Source organism: Pseudomonas brassicacearum subsp. brassicacearum (genome assembly GCF_008801605.1).
Classification (GTDB): domain Bacteria; phylum Pseudomonadota; class Gammaproteobacteria; order Pseudomonadales; family Pseudomonadaceae; genus Aquipseudomonas; species Aquipseudomonas brassicacearum.
The window spans coordinates 132767-146804 of sequence record NZ_VZPJ01000011.1; the positions used below are offsets into that span (position 1 = coordinate 132767).

The window sequence follows — 14038 nt, forward strand, 5'->3', positions numbered from 1 at the left end:
CTGTCATCGATTTGAGTTAATTTCGACGCCATGAATGCCGCGCCGAAACCCCTTGTGGGAGCGAGCCTGCTCGCGATAGCGGTGGACCAGTCAATATAAAAGTTGACTGACAGACCGCTATCGCGAGCAGGCTCGCTCCCACAGGGGGGTGTGATGATTGTCTTTGGCAGCATGAAAACCAGGCGAAAACGCCAGTTTTAACTTCACCCTTGTAGACCGTCTTGCCCACCCCCATATTGGGGCGACTGACGCGTGAAGGAATTCAACTTGAGCGACCTTTTAAACCGCCGCCTGGCCCTGCTCGGCGAGCGCGCCAACCTCTCCCTGCTCGAACAGTGCCTGCACGGCATCGAGCGTGAATGCCTGCGCGTCACTGGCGATGGGCACTTGGCGCAGACCCCGCATCCCAAGGCCCTGGGTTCGGCGTTGACCAACGAACAGATCACTACCGACTATTCCGAGTCGCTGCTGGAGTTCATCACGCCGGCCCTGGCCAACCCGGCCGATACCCTGCGCAGCCTCGACAAGATCCACCGGTTTGCCTACAGCAAACTGGGTGACGAGTACCTGTGGAGCCCTTCGATGCCGTGCCCACTGCCGGCGGAAGAGGACATCCCGATCGCGTATTACGGCACCTCGAACATCGGTCGGCTCAAGTACGTCTATCGCAAGGGCCTGGCCCTGCGCTACGGCAAGACCATGCAATGCATTGCCGGGATCCACTACAACTTTTCCCTGCCGGAAAAGCTCTGGCCCCTGCTCCGGCAGGCCGAAGGCGTCGAGGCCAGCGACCGTGATTTCCAGTCGTCGGCCTACATCGCGCTGATCCGCAATTTCCGCCGCTACAGCTGGTTGCTGATGTACCTGTTCGGTGCCTCGCCGGCCCTGGACGCCGGTTTCCTGCGCGGTCGCCCGCACCAGTTGGAACAACTGGACCCGGACACCCTGTACCTACCCTACGCCACCAGCCTGCGCATGAGCGACCTGGGTTACCAGAGCAACGCCCAGGCCGGCCTCACGCCTTGCTACAACGACCTGGCCAGCTACACCGACAGCCTGCGCAAAGCGGTGGCGACGCCTTATGCGCCGTACGTCGAGGTCGGCACTCACCAGAACGGCGAGTGGGTGCAGCTCAACACCAACATCCTGCAGATCGAAAACGAGTACTACTCCAACATCCGCCCCAAACGCGTGACCTACACCGGCGAGCGCCCGATCCAGGCCTTGATGGCCCGGGGTATCCAGTACGTCGAAGTGCGTTGCCTGGACATCAACCCGTTCCTGCCGATGGGTATCGACCTCACCGAGTCGCGGTTCCTCGATGCGTTCCTGCTGTATTGCGGTCTCAATGACAGCCCGCAGCTGGAAAACAACGAATGCGGCAACGCCACCAGCAACTTCCTGACCGTGGTCAAGGAAGGCCGCAAGCCTGGCCTGCAATTGCAGCGCCAGGGTCAATCGGTGGACATGCAGGCCTGGGCCGTCGAATTGCTGGAAAAAATCGCACCGTTGGCCTCGCTGCTCGACCAGAGTCAAGGTGGCGATGCCCACCGCCAGGCGCTGGACGCGCAATTGGCGAAAGTCCGCGACCCGTCCCTGACGCCCTCCGCCCAGGTGCTGGCCGCCATGGCCGAACATCAGGAAAGCTTTGCCCAGTTCTCCCTGCGCCAAAGCAAGGCCCACGCCGAGTTCTTCCGCGCCGAGCCTTTGCCCGCCCAGGAACAGACTGCATTCGAGGAAACCGCCCGAGAATCCCTGGTTCAGCAAACTGAGCTGGAGCAGAACGAGGTGGGGGATTTCGACGTGTTCGTGGGTTCGTATCAGGCGAGCATCCTGGCGATCAGTAACTGATCCCTCTTTGACGAGGACGCTTCGCTGGACTGCACTGTAGGAGCTGCCGAAGGCTCGGGCCGCGTTCGGACGATCTTTTGATCTTTCGCTTGGGACTCAAGCGTCTGGGGAAAGATCGCAGCCTCGCTTCGCTCGACAGCTCCTACAGGCCCAGCGGGAGCAAGCTCCCTCGCCACAAGAGTTTCAAGCCGTTCTCAATAGATTTTTTCGAAAATAAGCTCATTCGAAAAAGTTATTTATTTTCCAATTCTTAGATCATTTAGTCTCCTCCAACGCCGAACATCCGGCGGCCTGTTGAGGAGCTTTCCCATGTCTTTGAGTTTCCCCCTTCGCCTTCTCGCGGCCGCTTCCCTGGCTGCAACGAGTCTTTTTGCCCAGGCGGCCGACCTGACCGTCGCTTACCAGACCACCGTCGACCCGGCCAAAGTCGCCCAGGCCGATGGTGCCTACGAAAAAGCCACCCAGGCCAAGATCGACTGGCGCAAGTTCGACAACGGCGCCGATGTCATCACCGCCATCGCCTCGGGCGACGTGCAGATCGGCTACCTCGGTTCCAGCCCGTTGACCGCGGCCATCACCCGCAAGGTCCCGGTGGAAACCTTCCTCATCGCCACCCAGATCGGCGCCGCCGAAGCCTTGGTGGTTCGTGACGGTTCGGGCATCAACTCCCCGCAAGACCTGATCGGCAAGAAAATCGCCGTGCCATTCGTGTCCACCGGGCACTACAGCCTGCTCGCCGCGTTGAAGCACTGGAATATCGACCCGTCGAAAGTCACCGTACTCAACCTGGCGCCACCGGCCATCATTGCCGCCTGGAAGCGCGGCGACATCGACGCCACTTACGTCTGGGACCCGGCCCTGGGCGTGGCCAAGGAAAACGGCAAGGTCCTGATCACCTCCGCGGAACTGGCCAAGTTCGGCGCCCCGACCTTCGACGCCTGGATAGTGCGCAAGGACTTCGCCCAGAAGCATCCTGAAATTGTCACCGCCTTCGCCAAAGTGACCCTGGATGCCTACGCCCAGTACCGCAAGGACCCACAAGCCTGGCTGGCCGATACGTCCAACGTCGACAAACTGGTGAAGCTCTCCGGCGCCAAGGCCAGCGATATCCCGCTGTTGCTGCAAGGCAATGTCTTTCCCCTCGCGGCCGATCAGGTCGTGAGCCTCGGCGCACCGACCACCCAAGCCATCACCGACACCGCAGCGTTCCTCAAGGAGCAAGGCAAGGTCGAAGCCGTGCTGCCGGACTACGCGCCTTACGTCAGCGCCAAATACATCACTCGTTGAGCAGGAAAAGGGAGACACGCGATGGCCTTGCTACAGCTGGAGCGCATCAGCGCACAGTACCCCGGCGCGGCGGAACCGGTGCTGGCGGATATTTCCCTGACCCTGGGGCCCCAGCAATTGCTGGTTGCCCTCGGCCCGTCCGGCAGTGGCAAAACATCGCTGTTGAACCTGATTGCCGGGTTCGTCGAGCCCAGCGCCGGGCAGATCACCCTCGACGGCACGCCGGTCAAGGGTCCGAGCGCCGAGCGCGGCGTGGTGTTCCAGGACGATGCACTGCTGCCTTGGCAGGACGTGCTGGCAAACGTTGGGTTCGGCCTGGAACTGGCTGGGGTCGGCAAGCAAAAGCGCGAAGCCCGGGCCCGGGAAATGCTTGCCCTGGTTGACCTGGCCGGTTTCGAGCAACGTCGTGTCTGGCAGCTTTCCGGCGGCCAGAAGCAACGCGTCGGCCTGGCCCGGGCGCTGGCGGCCGACCCACGCGTGCTGTTGATGGACGAACCTTTCGGTGCGCTGGACGCCTTCACCCGCGAGCAGATGCAGGAACTGTTGCTGCAGGTCTGGCAGCGCACCGCCAAGCCGGTGTTCCTGATCACCCATGACATTGAAGAAGCCGTGTTCCTCGCCACCGACTTGATTCTGTTGGCACCTAACCCGGGGCAGATCGTCGAGCGCCTGAGCCTGGATTTCGGCCAACGCTACGGGGCCGGGGAATCGGCGCGGTCGATCAAATCCGACCCGCGCTTTATCGAAACCCGCGAGCATGTGCTCGCCAAGGTGTTCGCCCAACGCAGCGCCACTCGACCACAGGAGCGCGCATGAGCAGCTACGAAATTCCAGCCGTCGTCAGTGAAACTACGAGCAGGCGCGCGACCAACGACTCAAGGCCCAGCCTGAGTACACGCTGGATCAGCGGCTTGACCCTGATCGCCCTGCTGGCGGTCTGGTGGGCCGTCACCGCGAGCGGCCTGATCGAACCGCTGTTCCTGCCCTCGCCGTCTGCAGTGCTGCAAAAAGGTTGGCTGCTGGCAACCAGCGGCTACATGGACTCGACCCTCTGGCAGCACCTGGCCGCCAGCCTTGAACGCATCGGCCTGGGCCTGCTGTTCGCGGTGCTGACGGCGGTGCCGGTGGGCATCGCCATTGGCGCCAACCGCATCGCTCGCGGCGTGCTCGACCCGTTGATCGAGTTCTACCGGCCGATTCCGCCGCTGGCGTACCTGCCGTTGATCGTGATCTGGTGCGGCATCGGCGAGTTGTCGAAAGTGCTGCTGATCTACCTGGCGATTTTCGCCCCGATTGCCATCGCCACCGCCACCGGTGTGCGCACTGTCGACCGGGCCAAGCTACGCGCTGCGCAATCGTTGGGCGCCACGCGGGCCCAGTTGATTCGCCACGTGATCGTGCCCAGTGCCTTGCCGGACATCCTCACCGGCATTCGCATTGGCCTGGGCGTGGGTTGGTCGACGCTGGTGGCCGCCGAGCTGATCGCCGCCACCAGCGGCCTGGGGTTCATGGTGCAGTCAGCGGCGCAGTTCCTGGTCACCGACGTGGTGGTACTGGGGATCCTGGTGATCGCACTGATCGCCTTCGCCATGGAAATGGGCCTGCGCGCCCTGCAACGCAAACTGGTGCCGTGGCACGGCCAGGCCCATTGATACCCAATGACTACGCCGACCATTCGGCGCCCAATCCGAGAACTCGACGATGAACCGCCCGACCATTACTCCCTTGAGCACAGCCCTCGGCGCGCAGATCAGTGGGATCGATATCAGCCAGCCGCTGAGCCCGGAACATCGCGAGGCCATCGAGCAGGCTTTGCTTGAACATCAGGTGTTGTTCTTTCGCGACCAGCCAATCGAACCGGAGCAACAAGCGCGTTTCGCCGCGCATTTTGGCGACCTGCACATTCACCCGATCTACCCCAACATACCGGAACAGCCGGAAGTACTGGTGCTCGACACCGCCGTCACCGATGTTCGCGACAACGCCGTGTGGCACACCGACGTGACCTTTCTCCCGACGCCGGCCATGGGCGCGGTGCTCAGCGCCAAGCTACTGCCGGCGTTTGGCGGCGACACGTTGTGGGCCAGCGGCATCGCGGCCTACGAAGCCCTGTCAGCCCCGTTGAAACGCTTGCTGGAAGGCCTGACAGCGACCCACGATTTCACCCGGTCCTTTCCATTGGAACGGTTTGGCAACACCACCGAAGACCTGGCGCGCTGGGAAGAGGCACGGCGGAAAAACCCACCGCTGTCCCATCCGGTGATCCGCACTCATCCGGTGAGCGGGCGACGGTCACTGTTCGTCAATGAAGGCTTCACGACACGGATCAACGAGCTGTCGGAAACCGAAAGCGAGGTGATCCTGAAACTGCTCTTCGCCCACGCCACCCGCCCGGAGCTCACCCTGCGCTGGCGCTGGCAGGTCAACGACGTGGCGTTCTGGGACAACCGCGTCACCCAGCACTTTGCCGTGGATGATTACCGCCCCGCCCGCCGGGTGATGCACCGGGCGACGGTGTTGGGGGATGTGCCGTTTTTCAGGTGAGGCACCGAGTCTGAATTGCTCTTGTGGCGAGGGGATTTATCCCCTCGCCACAAGATTGTGTATTCAGCTGATCATTGCAGATCAGCCGATTCGTTACTCAGCCGACGAGGGCTTCTCCCAAAGATTGATCCCGCCCTCCAGGGCAAACCGATCGATCTGCGCCAGTTCTTCAGCACTGAAGCTCAGGTTCTTCAACGCCCCGACGTTCTCGATGATCTGCTCCGGCCGGCTGGCGCCGATCAGCGCGCTGGTCACGCGGGGATCGCGCAGGGTCCAGGCCAGGGCCATTTGCGCCAGGCTCTGGCCGCGCCGCTGGGCGATCTCATTGAGGGCACGTACATGGGCGATGTTTTCCTCCGACAGGTGCGAAGCCTGCAATGAGCCGCCGCCCGGACGGTTCACCCGCGCATCGGCCGGAATACCCTTGAGGTACTTGTCGGTCAACAAGCCCTGGGCCAGTGGCGTGAAAGCGATCACACCGGTACCCAGTTCGTCGGTGGCGTCCAGCAGGTCTTTCTCCACCCAGCGGTTGAGCAGGTTGTAGGCCGGCTGGTGAATCAGCAGCGGGACTTTCCACTCTTTGAGCAGCGCCGCCATTTCCCGGGTCTTCACCCCGGAATACGAGGAAATGCCGATGTACAACGCCTTGCCCTGCTGAACGGCAGTGGCCAGTGCGCTGGCGGTTTCTTCCAGTGGGGTGTCGGGGTCGAAGCGGTGGGAATAGAAGATATCCACATAGTCCAGCCCCAGGCGTTGCAGGCTCTGGTCGAGGCTGGCGAGCACGTATTTGCGCGAGCCACCACCCTGGCCGTATGGGCCCGGCCACATGTCCCAACCGGCCTTGCTGGAGATGATCAACTCATCGCGGTACTGCTTGAAATCTTCGCGCAGCAACCGGCCGAAATTGATCTCGGCGCTGCCGTAGGGCGGGCCGTAGTTGTTTGCCAGGTCGAAGTGGTTGATGCCCAGGTCAAACGCCGTACGCAGCAAGGCGCGCTGGGTATCGATGGGCGTACTGTCGCCAAAGTTGTGCCACAACCCCAGCGACAGCGCCGGCAGCACCAGCCCGCTGCGACCGACGCGGCGGTAGGGAATGGACTCATAGCGGTTTTGCGCAGCGGTGTAGGTCATCGAAAGGCTCTCTGTTCGGACGCTGGTGGCAGAAGCTAACACTTCACAGACGCATCGGTCAGGCTGAAAGTTCGCATATCAGGTGTGGGAGCGGGCTTGCTCGCGAAAGCGGTGTATCAGTCAGCACAAATTCTGAATTTGCCGACGCATTCGCGAGCAAGCCCGCTCCCACAGGGTTTGCAGTGCCAGGAAGTCGGAGACCACACTAACGCGCCTGCGCAAACACCTCCGCCACCCAATCCACGAATACACGAACCCGCGGCGACATGAGTCGGTTGTGCGGATAGAGCACCGACACCGGCATGGACGGTGGTGGGGTGGCGGTGAGGACTTCCTGCATCAGGCCCTGCCGGATCGGCTCTTCCATCCGGTAATGCGGGCATTGGATCAGGCCCAGGCCGGCGATGGCCGAGGCGGCATAGATTTCGGCGCCGGACACCGACAGCGAGCCCCCGATCGGGACCTCCTTGAGCTCGCCATCGACCATGAACTCAAACGGATACAGTTTGGCGGTGGTCCGCGAGACGTAATTCACCGCCTTGTGATGTTTCAAGTCATCGAGGCACTTCGGCTCGCCGTACTGGCGCAAGTAACCGGGGCTGGCGCAGGTGATCTGCCGAAGATTGGCGACACGCCGGCCGATCAATGATGAGTCCGCCAACTCACCGGAGCGCAGCACGCAATCGACGCCTTCGGCGATCAGATCGACGAAACGATCGGCCTCGCTGATGAACAGTTCTATTTCGGGATAGCGGGCCATGAATTGTGGCAACGCCGGAATCACGAAATACCGTGCCTGGGTGCCGTGCAAGTCCACCCTCAACTTGCCTTTGGGCGCCACGCCGCGAAACGCCAGTTCGGCTTCTTCAAGTTCCGCCAGCAATTGCACGCAGCGTGGGTAATAGGCTTCGCCATCGAGGGTCGGGCGCACCTTGCGAGTGCTGCGCTCCAACAAGCGAACGCCCAGCCAGGCTTCGAATTGATTGAGGGTATGGGTCAGCGTGGCCCGTGGCATGTTCAAGTCTTCAGCAGCCAGGGTGAAACTGCTTCGCTCGTAGATGCGCACGAACACCTTCATCGCTTTGACTTGATCCATCTGAATCCGGTGCCTTTATTGTTAGTGATTGTTGAACAGTCAAGGCAACTTTCGGGCATTTATCGCCGAGAGTAAACATGTGAACCTGGCCTCACCCACTTCAAGAGGACTCAAGCATGCCGACTCAAACGTCCAAAGTTGCCATCATCACCGGTGCTTCCCGCGGCATCGGCGCCGAAATCGCCAAGCAACTGGCCAGCGAAGGTTTCGCCGTCGTCATCAACTACGCCAACAGCGCCAGTGAGGCGTCCAAGTTGGTGGTGCAACTGCGCCAGGCCGGCCACCAAGCCATAGCGGTGAAGGCAGACGTGTCCTCTGCCGCCGATGTCCGCAGGATGTTCGATGAAACCGAAGCGCAACTGGGCAAGGTCGATGTATTGATCAACAACGCCGGCATCCTCCAAGTGATGCCCCTGGCGCAGCACAGCGACGAGTTGTTCGACCAGACGTTCGCCATCAACACCCGTGGCACCTTCAATACCCTGCGCGAAGCCGCGACCCGTTTGAATGACGGTGGCCGGATCGTGAACTTTTCCAGCAGCACCGTGGGCCTGAACCTGCCGGGCTACTCGGTGTACATCGCCAGCAAGGCCGCAGTGGAATCCCTGACCCAGGTGTTCGCCAAGGAACTGCGCGGTCGGCAGATCACGGTCAATGCCGTGGCCCCCGGCCCAGTCGCCACCGAACTGTTCATGCACGGCAAAAGTGAGGAACAGGTGCAGCACTACGCCAAGATGCCGCCCCTGGAACGCCTCGGCCAGCCGCAAGACATTGCCAGCATCATCGCGTTCCTGGTGAGCCCGGCCGCTGGATGGGTGAATGGACAGATCCTGCGGGCCAATGGCGGACTAGTCTGAGGCTTTTTCCTGCATCGCCAGCTAAACCGCCATCGCGAGCAAGCTCGCTCCCACAGGGGTCAAGTGATTCCCTTGTGGGAGCGAGCTTGCTCGCGATGAGGTCGGTGCAGATGAGTCAGCGCACCAAATGCAGGAACTGCAGGTGCCGCTCGTACTGGTCGAGGATGTCGTTGATGACTTGCTCCTTGGTGTAGCCCACCAGGTCGTAATCCTGGCTGCCTTCGCTCAGGTGCACCTCGGCACGGTAGTAACGACGGTTGTTGAGTTCCTTGGAGCCCATGCCGCCGCGGGCGAAGGACGGCGTGAAGTAGCCGCGCATCTGCACCTGGTAGATGAACGGATGCTGCTCACCGTGACCGATCTCCAGGCTGACGTTGTCATTGGCCGGATCGGGCTGGGCCACCACTGTCAGGCCCTTCTCGACGAACACCGCGGTCACTTCTTCAATGGCCGGGCGCACTGTGGTGTCGAGGAAACGGTACACCTCATCACGGGACGGAAAATGCACCGCCTGGCTCAAGCGCTGGCGCCAGCCGCCCGTGCCCCGACGTGAACCCGACACCGGCGCCAGGGAGTGCAATTGCGCGATCTGCTTCTGCGACTCCAGGTAGAACGCCTTGTGCAGGCCCCACATCATCAGCAGCAGAATCAACGAGAACGGCAAGGACGTCAGCACCACCGCCGACTTCAAGGCATCGATGCTGCCGGAGAACAGCAACGCACTGGTCACCAGGGCCGTCATCGCACCCCAGAACACCCGCAGCCATTTCGGCCCGTCCTCATCGGGGTTGCCGCCCTTGGCCGACAACGTCGACAGCACCACGGTGCCTGAGTCGGCGGAGGTGACGAAGAACACGAAACTGATGAACACGGTGACCGCGATGACGGTCTTGCTCCAGGGGTAGGTTTCCAGCAGCAGGTAAAGGCTCATCGATGGGTTTTCCAAGGCGGACATGCCCAGGGCACTCATGCCGTGGTTCAGCACTTGGTCGATGGCGCTGTTGCCGAAGATCGACATCCACGCCAGGGTGAAACCCAGGGGAATCAGCAGCACGCCAAACACGAATTCGCGGATGGTGCGGCCACGGGAAATCCGTGCGATGAACAGCCCCACGAACGGCGACCACGCGATCCACCAGGCCCAGTAGAACACCGTCCAGCCGCCCAGCCAGTCGCTAGGTTCGTTGTAGGCGTACAGGTCGAAGCTCTTCATCGGCAGAGCGCCGAGGTAATCGCCGATGTTCTGGATCAAGGTGTTGAGCAAATGCTGGGTGGGTCCGGCGAACAGCACGAACAGCAACAACGCGCAGGCCAGGAGCATGTTGATGTCGGACATGACCCGCACGCCCTTGTCGACACCGGCCACCGCGACAATGATCGCCGCGCCCATCATCAGCACGATCAGGCCAACCTGAATCCACTGGGTGTGGGCGATGCCGAACAGGTAGTCGAGCCCGGAATTGAGGTGCAGCACACCAAAGCCCATGTCGGCGCCGAGGCCGAACACCGTGGCGATAATACCGAAGCCGTCCACGGCGTAGCCGATGGGGCCGTTGATGCGCTTGCCGATCAGCGGGTACAACGCCGAACGCAGGGCCAGGGGCAAATTGTGCCGGTAGGCGAAGTACGCCAGGGCCATGCCGACGAATGCGAAAACGCCCCAGCCGTGCAGCCCCCAGTGCAAGAACAGGATCTGCATGGCCTGGCGCGCAGCTTCGGCGGTACCGGCCTCGCCCTGGGGCGGCTGGACCATGTGAGTCAGCGGCTCGGACACGCAGAAGAAAAACAGCGTGATGCTGATGCCGGCGGCGAACAGCATGCCGGCCCAGGACAGATAACTGAATTCGGGCTCGTCGTGGTCGGCACCGAGCTTGATCTTGCCGTAGCCGGACAAGGCGGTGACCACCACGAAGACCAGATACAGCGTCATCGCCAGCATGTAGTACCAGCCTACCGTATTGGCCGCCCAGTTCTGCGCGGCCAGCAACCAGGCACCGGCCTGCGCGGGCATGGCAATCACCACCAGGCCGAACAGCAGGATAAAGGTCGCGGCGAAGTAAAAGACCGGCGGGTTCATGCGGACCAGGCCGCTGGGTGGAAGGGACGAGGCACTCATGAAACAAGCACCTCGGGAAAAAGAATCGGGGTGGTCGAAAACGGACTCGGCAAAGGCAAGCCTCCTGTTGTGAGCGGGCAGCAAACCGACGGTTTAACTTGAATGAACGTTCAAGTTAAACATAAATAGCTAGCTAAGGACTAATCGCAGGGCTCGACGGCACGCTTCCTACACTAGCCTACGAGAGGGTATGACGTTGCCAGTAGAGCATTCGTTCACTGGCGCCAAGCCCCTGTGGGAGCGAGCTTGCTTGCGATAGCGGTGTAGCAGTCAATGAAGATGTTGAATGTCAGGCCGCCATCGCGAGCAAGCTCGTTCCCACATGCCGGTTGCCCATGAATATCCGCGTGCCTATAGTCCAGACATCGCCTACAACCAGTACGGACCCATGATCAAAGAACAGCTGTCTCGCTTTAACCGTCTCGACCTGCTCGGCCATCCGACACCACTGGAAAAACTCGACCGTCTCTCCACCTGGCTCGGCCGGGACATCTATATCAAGCGTGATGACCTGACGCCCCTGGCCATGGGTGGCAACAAACTGCGCAAGCTCGAATACCTGGCCGCCGATGCCATCGCCCAAGGCGCCGATACCCTCATCACCGCCGGGGCGATCCAGTCCAACCATGTGCGCCAGACCGCCGCCCTCGCCGCGAAGCTGGGCCTGGGCTGCGTGGCCTTGCTGGAAAACCCCATCGACACCGAAGACAGCAATTACCTGGGTAACGGCAACCGGCTGCTGCTGGAATTGTTCGACGCCAAGGTCGAGTTGGTGGACAACCTGGACAACGCCGATGAGCAGCTGCAGGCCCTGGCCGGTCGCCTGCGCAGCAACGGGAAAAAACCCTACCTGGTGCCGATTGGAGGTTCGAACGCCTTGGGCGCGCTGGGTTATGTGCGCGCCGGCCTGGAACTGGCCGAGCAGATCAAGGACACCGGGATTGAATTCGCCGCCGTGGTACTGGCCTCGGGCAGTGCCGGCACCCACAGCGGCCTGGCGCTGGCGCTGAGCGAAGCCCTGCCGGCGCTGCCTGTCATCGGCGTCACGGTCTCGCGCAGCGAGGAGGACCAGTTTCCGAAGGTCCAGGGCCTGGCCGAGCGCACGGCAGCGTTGCTCGAAGTCGCCCTTCCGGAGGCGTTCAAAGTGAACCTGTGGGACGAATATTTCGCCCCCCGCTACGGCGAACCCAACGCCGGGACACTGGCGGCGGTCAAGCTGCTGGCCAGCCAGGAAGGGCTGCTGCTCGATCCGGTCTACACCGGCAAGGCCATGGCCGGCCTGCTCGACGGCATGGGTCGCGACCGTTTCGACGAAGGCCCGATCATCTTCCTTCACACCGGCGGCGCACCGGCGTTGTTTGCCTACAGCGCGGCGCTCCAGGCTTAGTGGAGACTTCTGTGGGAGCGAGCTTGCTCGCGATAGCGGTATGTCAGCTGCATAAATTTCGGCTGATCCACCGTGATCGCGAGCAAGCTCGCTCCCACAAGCAGTCATTCCAAATAGACATATGCGCTTTGTTTAATATTATTTTCCAATCTATAAAAGCCATCCTATAGTCTCGCCGCAGGCACATTTGCCGCGAGACGCCCAAGCTGCTTTAAGGCAGGATGTGGCAATCTTTTCGGATCGCGGCTACGCCTTATCTCAGCCAAAATAACCTCTTCATAAGAAAACACAGGGGCTTGTCATGAATTTTTCCGCATTACGTCGCAACCTGTTGGTAGGTTCGCTGGGCCTGGCATTGAGCGCCGGGCTGTTGGGGCAAGCAGTTGCCGGTGAGCAGCTGCAGAAAATCAAGGATGCCGGCGAAATCAAGATCGGCCTGGAAGGCACTTATCCACCGTTCAGTTTCGTCGATGACAGCGGCAAACTGACCGGCTTCGAAGTGGAGTTCTCCGAAGCCCTGGCCAAGGAACTGGGGGTGAAGGTCAAGCTGCAGACGACCCCATGGGCCGGCATTCTCGCGGCCCTGGAGTCCAAGCGTCTGGACGCAGTGGTCAACCAGGTGACCATCTCCGAGGAACGCAAGAAAAAGTACGATTTCTCCGAGCCGTACACCGTTTCCGGGATTCAAGCGCTGGTACTGACCAAGAAAGCCGACGAGCTGAACATCAAGAAGGCCGCCGACCTGGATGGTAAAAAAGTCGGCGTGGGCCTGGGCACCAACTACGAACAGTGGGTCAAGGCAGAAGTACCGGGCGCCCAAGTCAAAACCTACGATGACGACCCAACCAAGTTCCAGGACCTGCGCGTCGGTCGTATCGACACCATCCTGATCGACCGCCTGGCCGCACTGGAATACGCCAAGAAAGCCAAGGACACCACCGTCACCAGCGAAGCCTTTTCGCGCCAGGAGTCCGGTATTGCCCTGCGCAAAGGCGAGCCTGAGCTGTTGGCAGCCGTAAACAAGGCCATCGAAAAACTGCGCGCCGACGGTACGCTGAAAAAGCTTTCGGAAAAATACTTCAGCGCTGACGTTACCCAATAATGGAAGCAGCTCTTCAACTCGCACTGGACTCCGCGCCCTTCCTGCTCAAGGGCGCGTATTACACGGTCTTCCTCAGCCTGGGCGGTATGTTTTTCGGCTTGCTGCTGGGGTTCGGCCTGGCGCTGATGCGCCTGTCGCGCTTCAAACTGGTGAACTGGATCGCCCGCATCTACGTGTCGTTCTTTCGCGGCACGCCGTTGCTGGTGCAGCTATTCGTGATCTATTACGGATTGCCGCAACTGGGCATCGAGCTGGATCCTCTACCGGCGGCCCTGATCGGTTTCTCGCTGAACATGGCCGCCTACGCGTGTGAAATCCTGCGGGCCGCCATCAGCTCCATCGAGCGCGGCCAATGGGAAGCGGCGGCAAGCATCGGCATGACCCGCGCCCAGACCCTGCGCCGAGCCATCCTGCCGCAAGCCGCACGCACGGCCCTGCCACCGTTGGGCAACAGCTTCATTTCCCTGGTCAAGGACACCGCGCTGGCGGCGACTATCCAGGTACCGGAGCTGTTCCGCCAGGCGCAGTTGATCACCGCGCGGACCTTCGAAATCTTCACCATGTACCTTGCCGCCGCGCTGATCTATTGGGTTCTGGCCAGCGTGCTCTCGCACCTGCAGAACGTCCTGGAAGCCCGGGTCAATCGGCATGACCAGGAGTCCTGACC

The 14038-nt window shown here is 61.4% G+C and carries 12 protein-coding genes; 9 read left to right on the forward strand and 3 right to left on the reverse strand.

What is annotated here, in order from left to right:
* The first annotated feature begins 267 nt into the window (after positions 1–267).
* The 5 genes from gshA (at position 268) to tauD (ending at position 5682) form a co-directional block, all read left to right on the forward strand.
* Positions 268–1851 carry a glutamate--cysteine ligase gene (gshA, locus tag F7R20_RS23005; RefSeq protein WP_027911794.1) on the forward strand — a complete coding sequence of 528 codons (1584 nt, stop codon included), beginning with the start codon at positions 268–270 and terminating at the stop codon, positions 1849–1851.
* A gap of 309 nt (positions 1852–2160) precedes the next feature.
* A complete protein-coding gene (gene tauA, locus F7R20_RS23010) occupies positions 2161–3138 on the forward strand; it encodes a taurine ABC transporter substrate-binding protein (RefSeq protein ID WP_003196684.1) in 978 nt (325 codons plus the stop codon).
* A gap of 21 nt (positions 3139–3159) precedes the next feature.
* Positions 3160–3954 carry a taurine ABC transporter ATP-binding subunit gene (gene tauB / locus F7R20_RS23015; protein WP_003196681.1) on the forward strand — a complete coding sequence of 265 codons (795 nt, stop codon included), beginning with the start codon at positions 3160–3162 and terminating at the stop codon, positions 3952–3954.
* Positions 3951–4790 (forward strand): taurine ABC transporter permease TauC, encoded by an 840-nt coding sequence (gene tauC, locus F7R20_RS23020; protein WP_003196679.1) that lies wholly within the window; start codon positions 3951–3953, stop codon positions 4788–4790. The genes tauB and tauC overlap by 4 nt, the downstream gene beginning before the upstream one ends.
* Positions 4791–4839: 49 nt before the next feature.
* Positions 4840–5682 carry a taurine dioxygenase gene (gene tauD, locus F7R20_RS23025; protein ID WP_003196677.1) on the forward strand — a complete coding sequence of 281 codons (843 nt, stop codon included), beginning with the start codon at positions 4840–4842 and terminating at the stop codon, positions 5680–5682.
* A 93-nt stretch (positions 5683–5775) separates the two neighbouring features.
* Here tauD and mgrA read toward each other — a convergent pair whose 3' ends face one another.
* Both mgrA and F7R20_RS23040 read right to left on the reverse strand, forming a co-directional pair.
* Complete coding sequence (mgrA, locus tag F7R20_RS23030) at positions 5776–6813, reverse strand: L-glyceraldehyde 3-phosphate reductase (RefSeq protein ID WP_003196675.1); 1038 nt, start codon at positions 6811–6813, stop codon at positions 5776–5778.
* A 205-nt stretch (positions 6814–7018) separates the two neighbouring features.
* Positions 7019–7909 carry a LysR family transcriptional regulator gene (locus F7R20_RS23040; RefSeq protein WP_003196673.1) on the reverse strand — a complete coding sequence of 297 codons (891 nt, stop codon included), beginning with the start codon at positions 7907–7909 and terminating at the stop codon, positions 7019–7021.
* Positions 7910–8025: 116 nt separating this feature from the next.
* Here F7R20_RS23040 and F7R20_RS23045 point away from each other — a divergent pair, with 116 nt between their 5' ends.
* Positions 8026–8766: an SDR family oxidoreductase gene (locus F7R20_RS23045; RefSeq protein ID WP_003196671.1), complete on the forward strand. Its 741-nt coding sequence runs from the start codon at positions 8026–8028 to the stop codon at positions 8764–8766.
* Between the two features lie 115 nt (positions 8767–8881).
* On the opposite strand, the gene betT is transcribed toward F7R20_RS23045, so the two are convergent.
* Positions 8882–10843, reverse strand: a complete 1962-nt coding sequence (betT, locus tag F7R20_RS23050) for a choline transporter BetT (protein ID WP_167331293.1) — start codon at positions 10841–10843, stop codon at positions 8882–8884.
* A 427-nt stretch (positions 10844–11270) separates the two neighbouring features.
* Here betT and F7R20_RS23060 point away from each other — a divergent pair, with 427 nt between their 5' ends.
* From F7R20_RS23060 to tcyL, 3 genes are all read left to right on the forward strand, one after another.
* On the forward strand, positions 11271–12269 hold the full coding sequence (locus F7R20_RS23060; protein ID WP_003196667.1) for a D-cysteine desulfhydrase: 999 nt from the start codon (positions 11271–11273) through the stop codon (positions 12267–12269).
* Positions 12270–12570: 301 nt separating this feature from the next.
* The gene (tcyJ, locus tag F7R20_RS23065; protein ID WP_003196665.1) at positions 12571–13371 is read left to right on the forward strand and encodes a cystine ABC transporter substrate-binding protein; all 801 of its coding nucleotides are present in this window, start codon (positions 12571–12573) and stop codon (positions 13369–13371) included.
* Complete coding sequence (gene tcyL, locus F7R20_RS23070) at positions 13371–14036, forward strand: cystine ABC transporter permease (protein ID WP_003196663.1); 666 nt, start codon at positions 13371–13373, stop codon at positions 14034–14036. Before tcyJ ends, tcyL begins: the two co-directional genes overlap by 1 nt.
* Positions 14037–14038 lie beyond the last annotated feature (2 nt).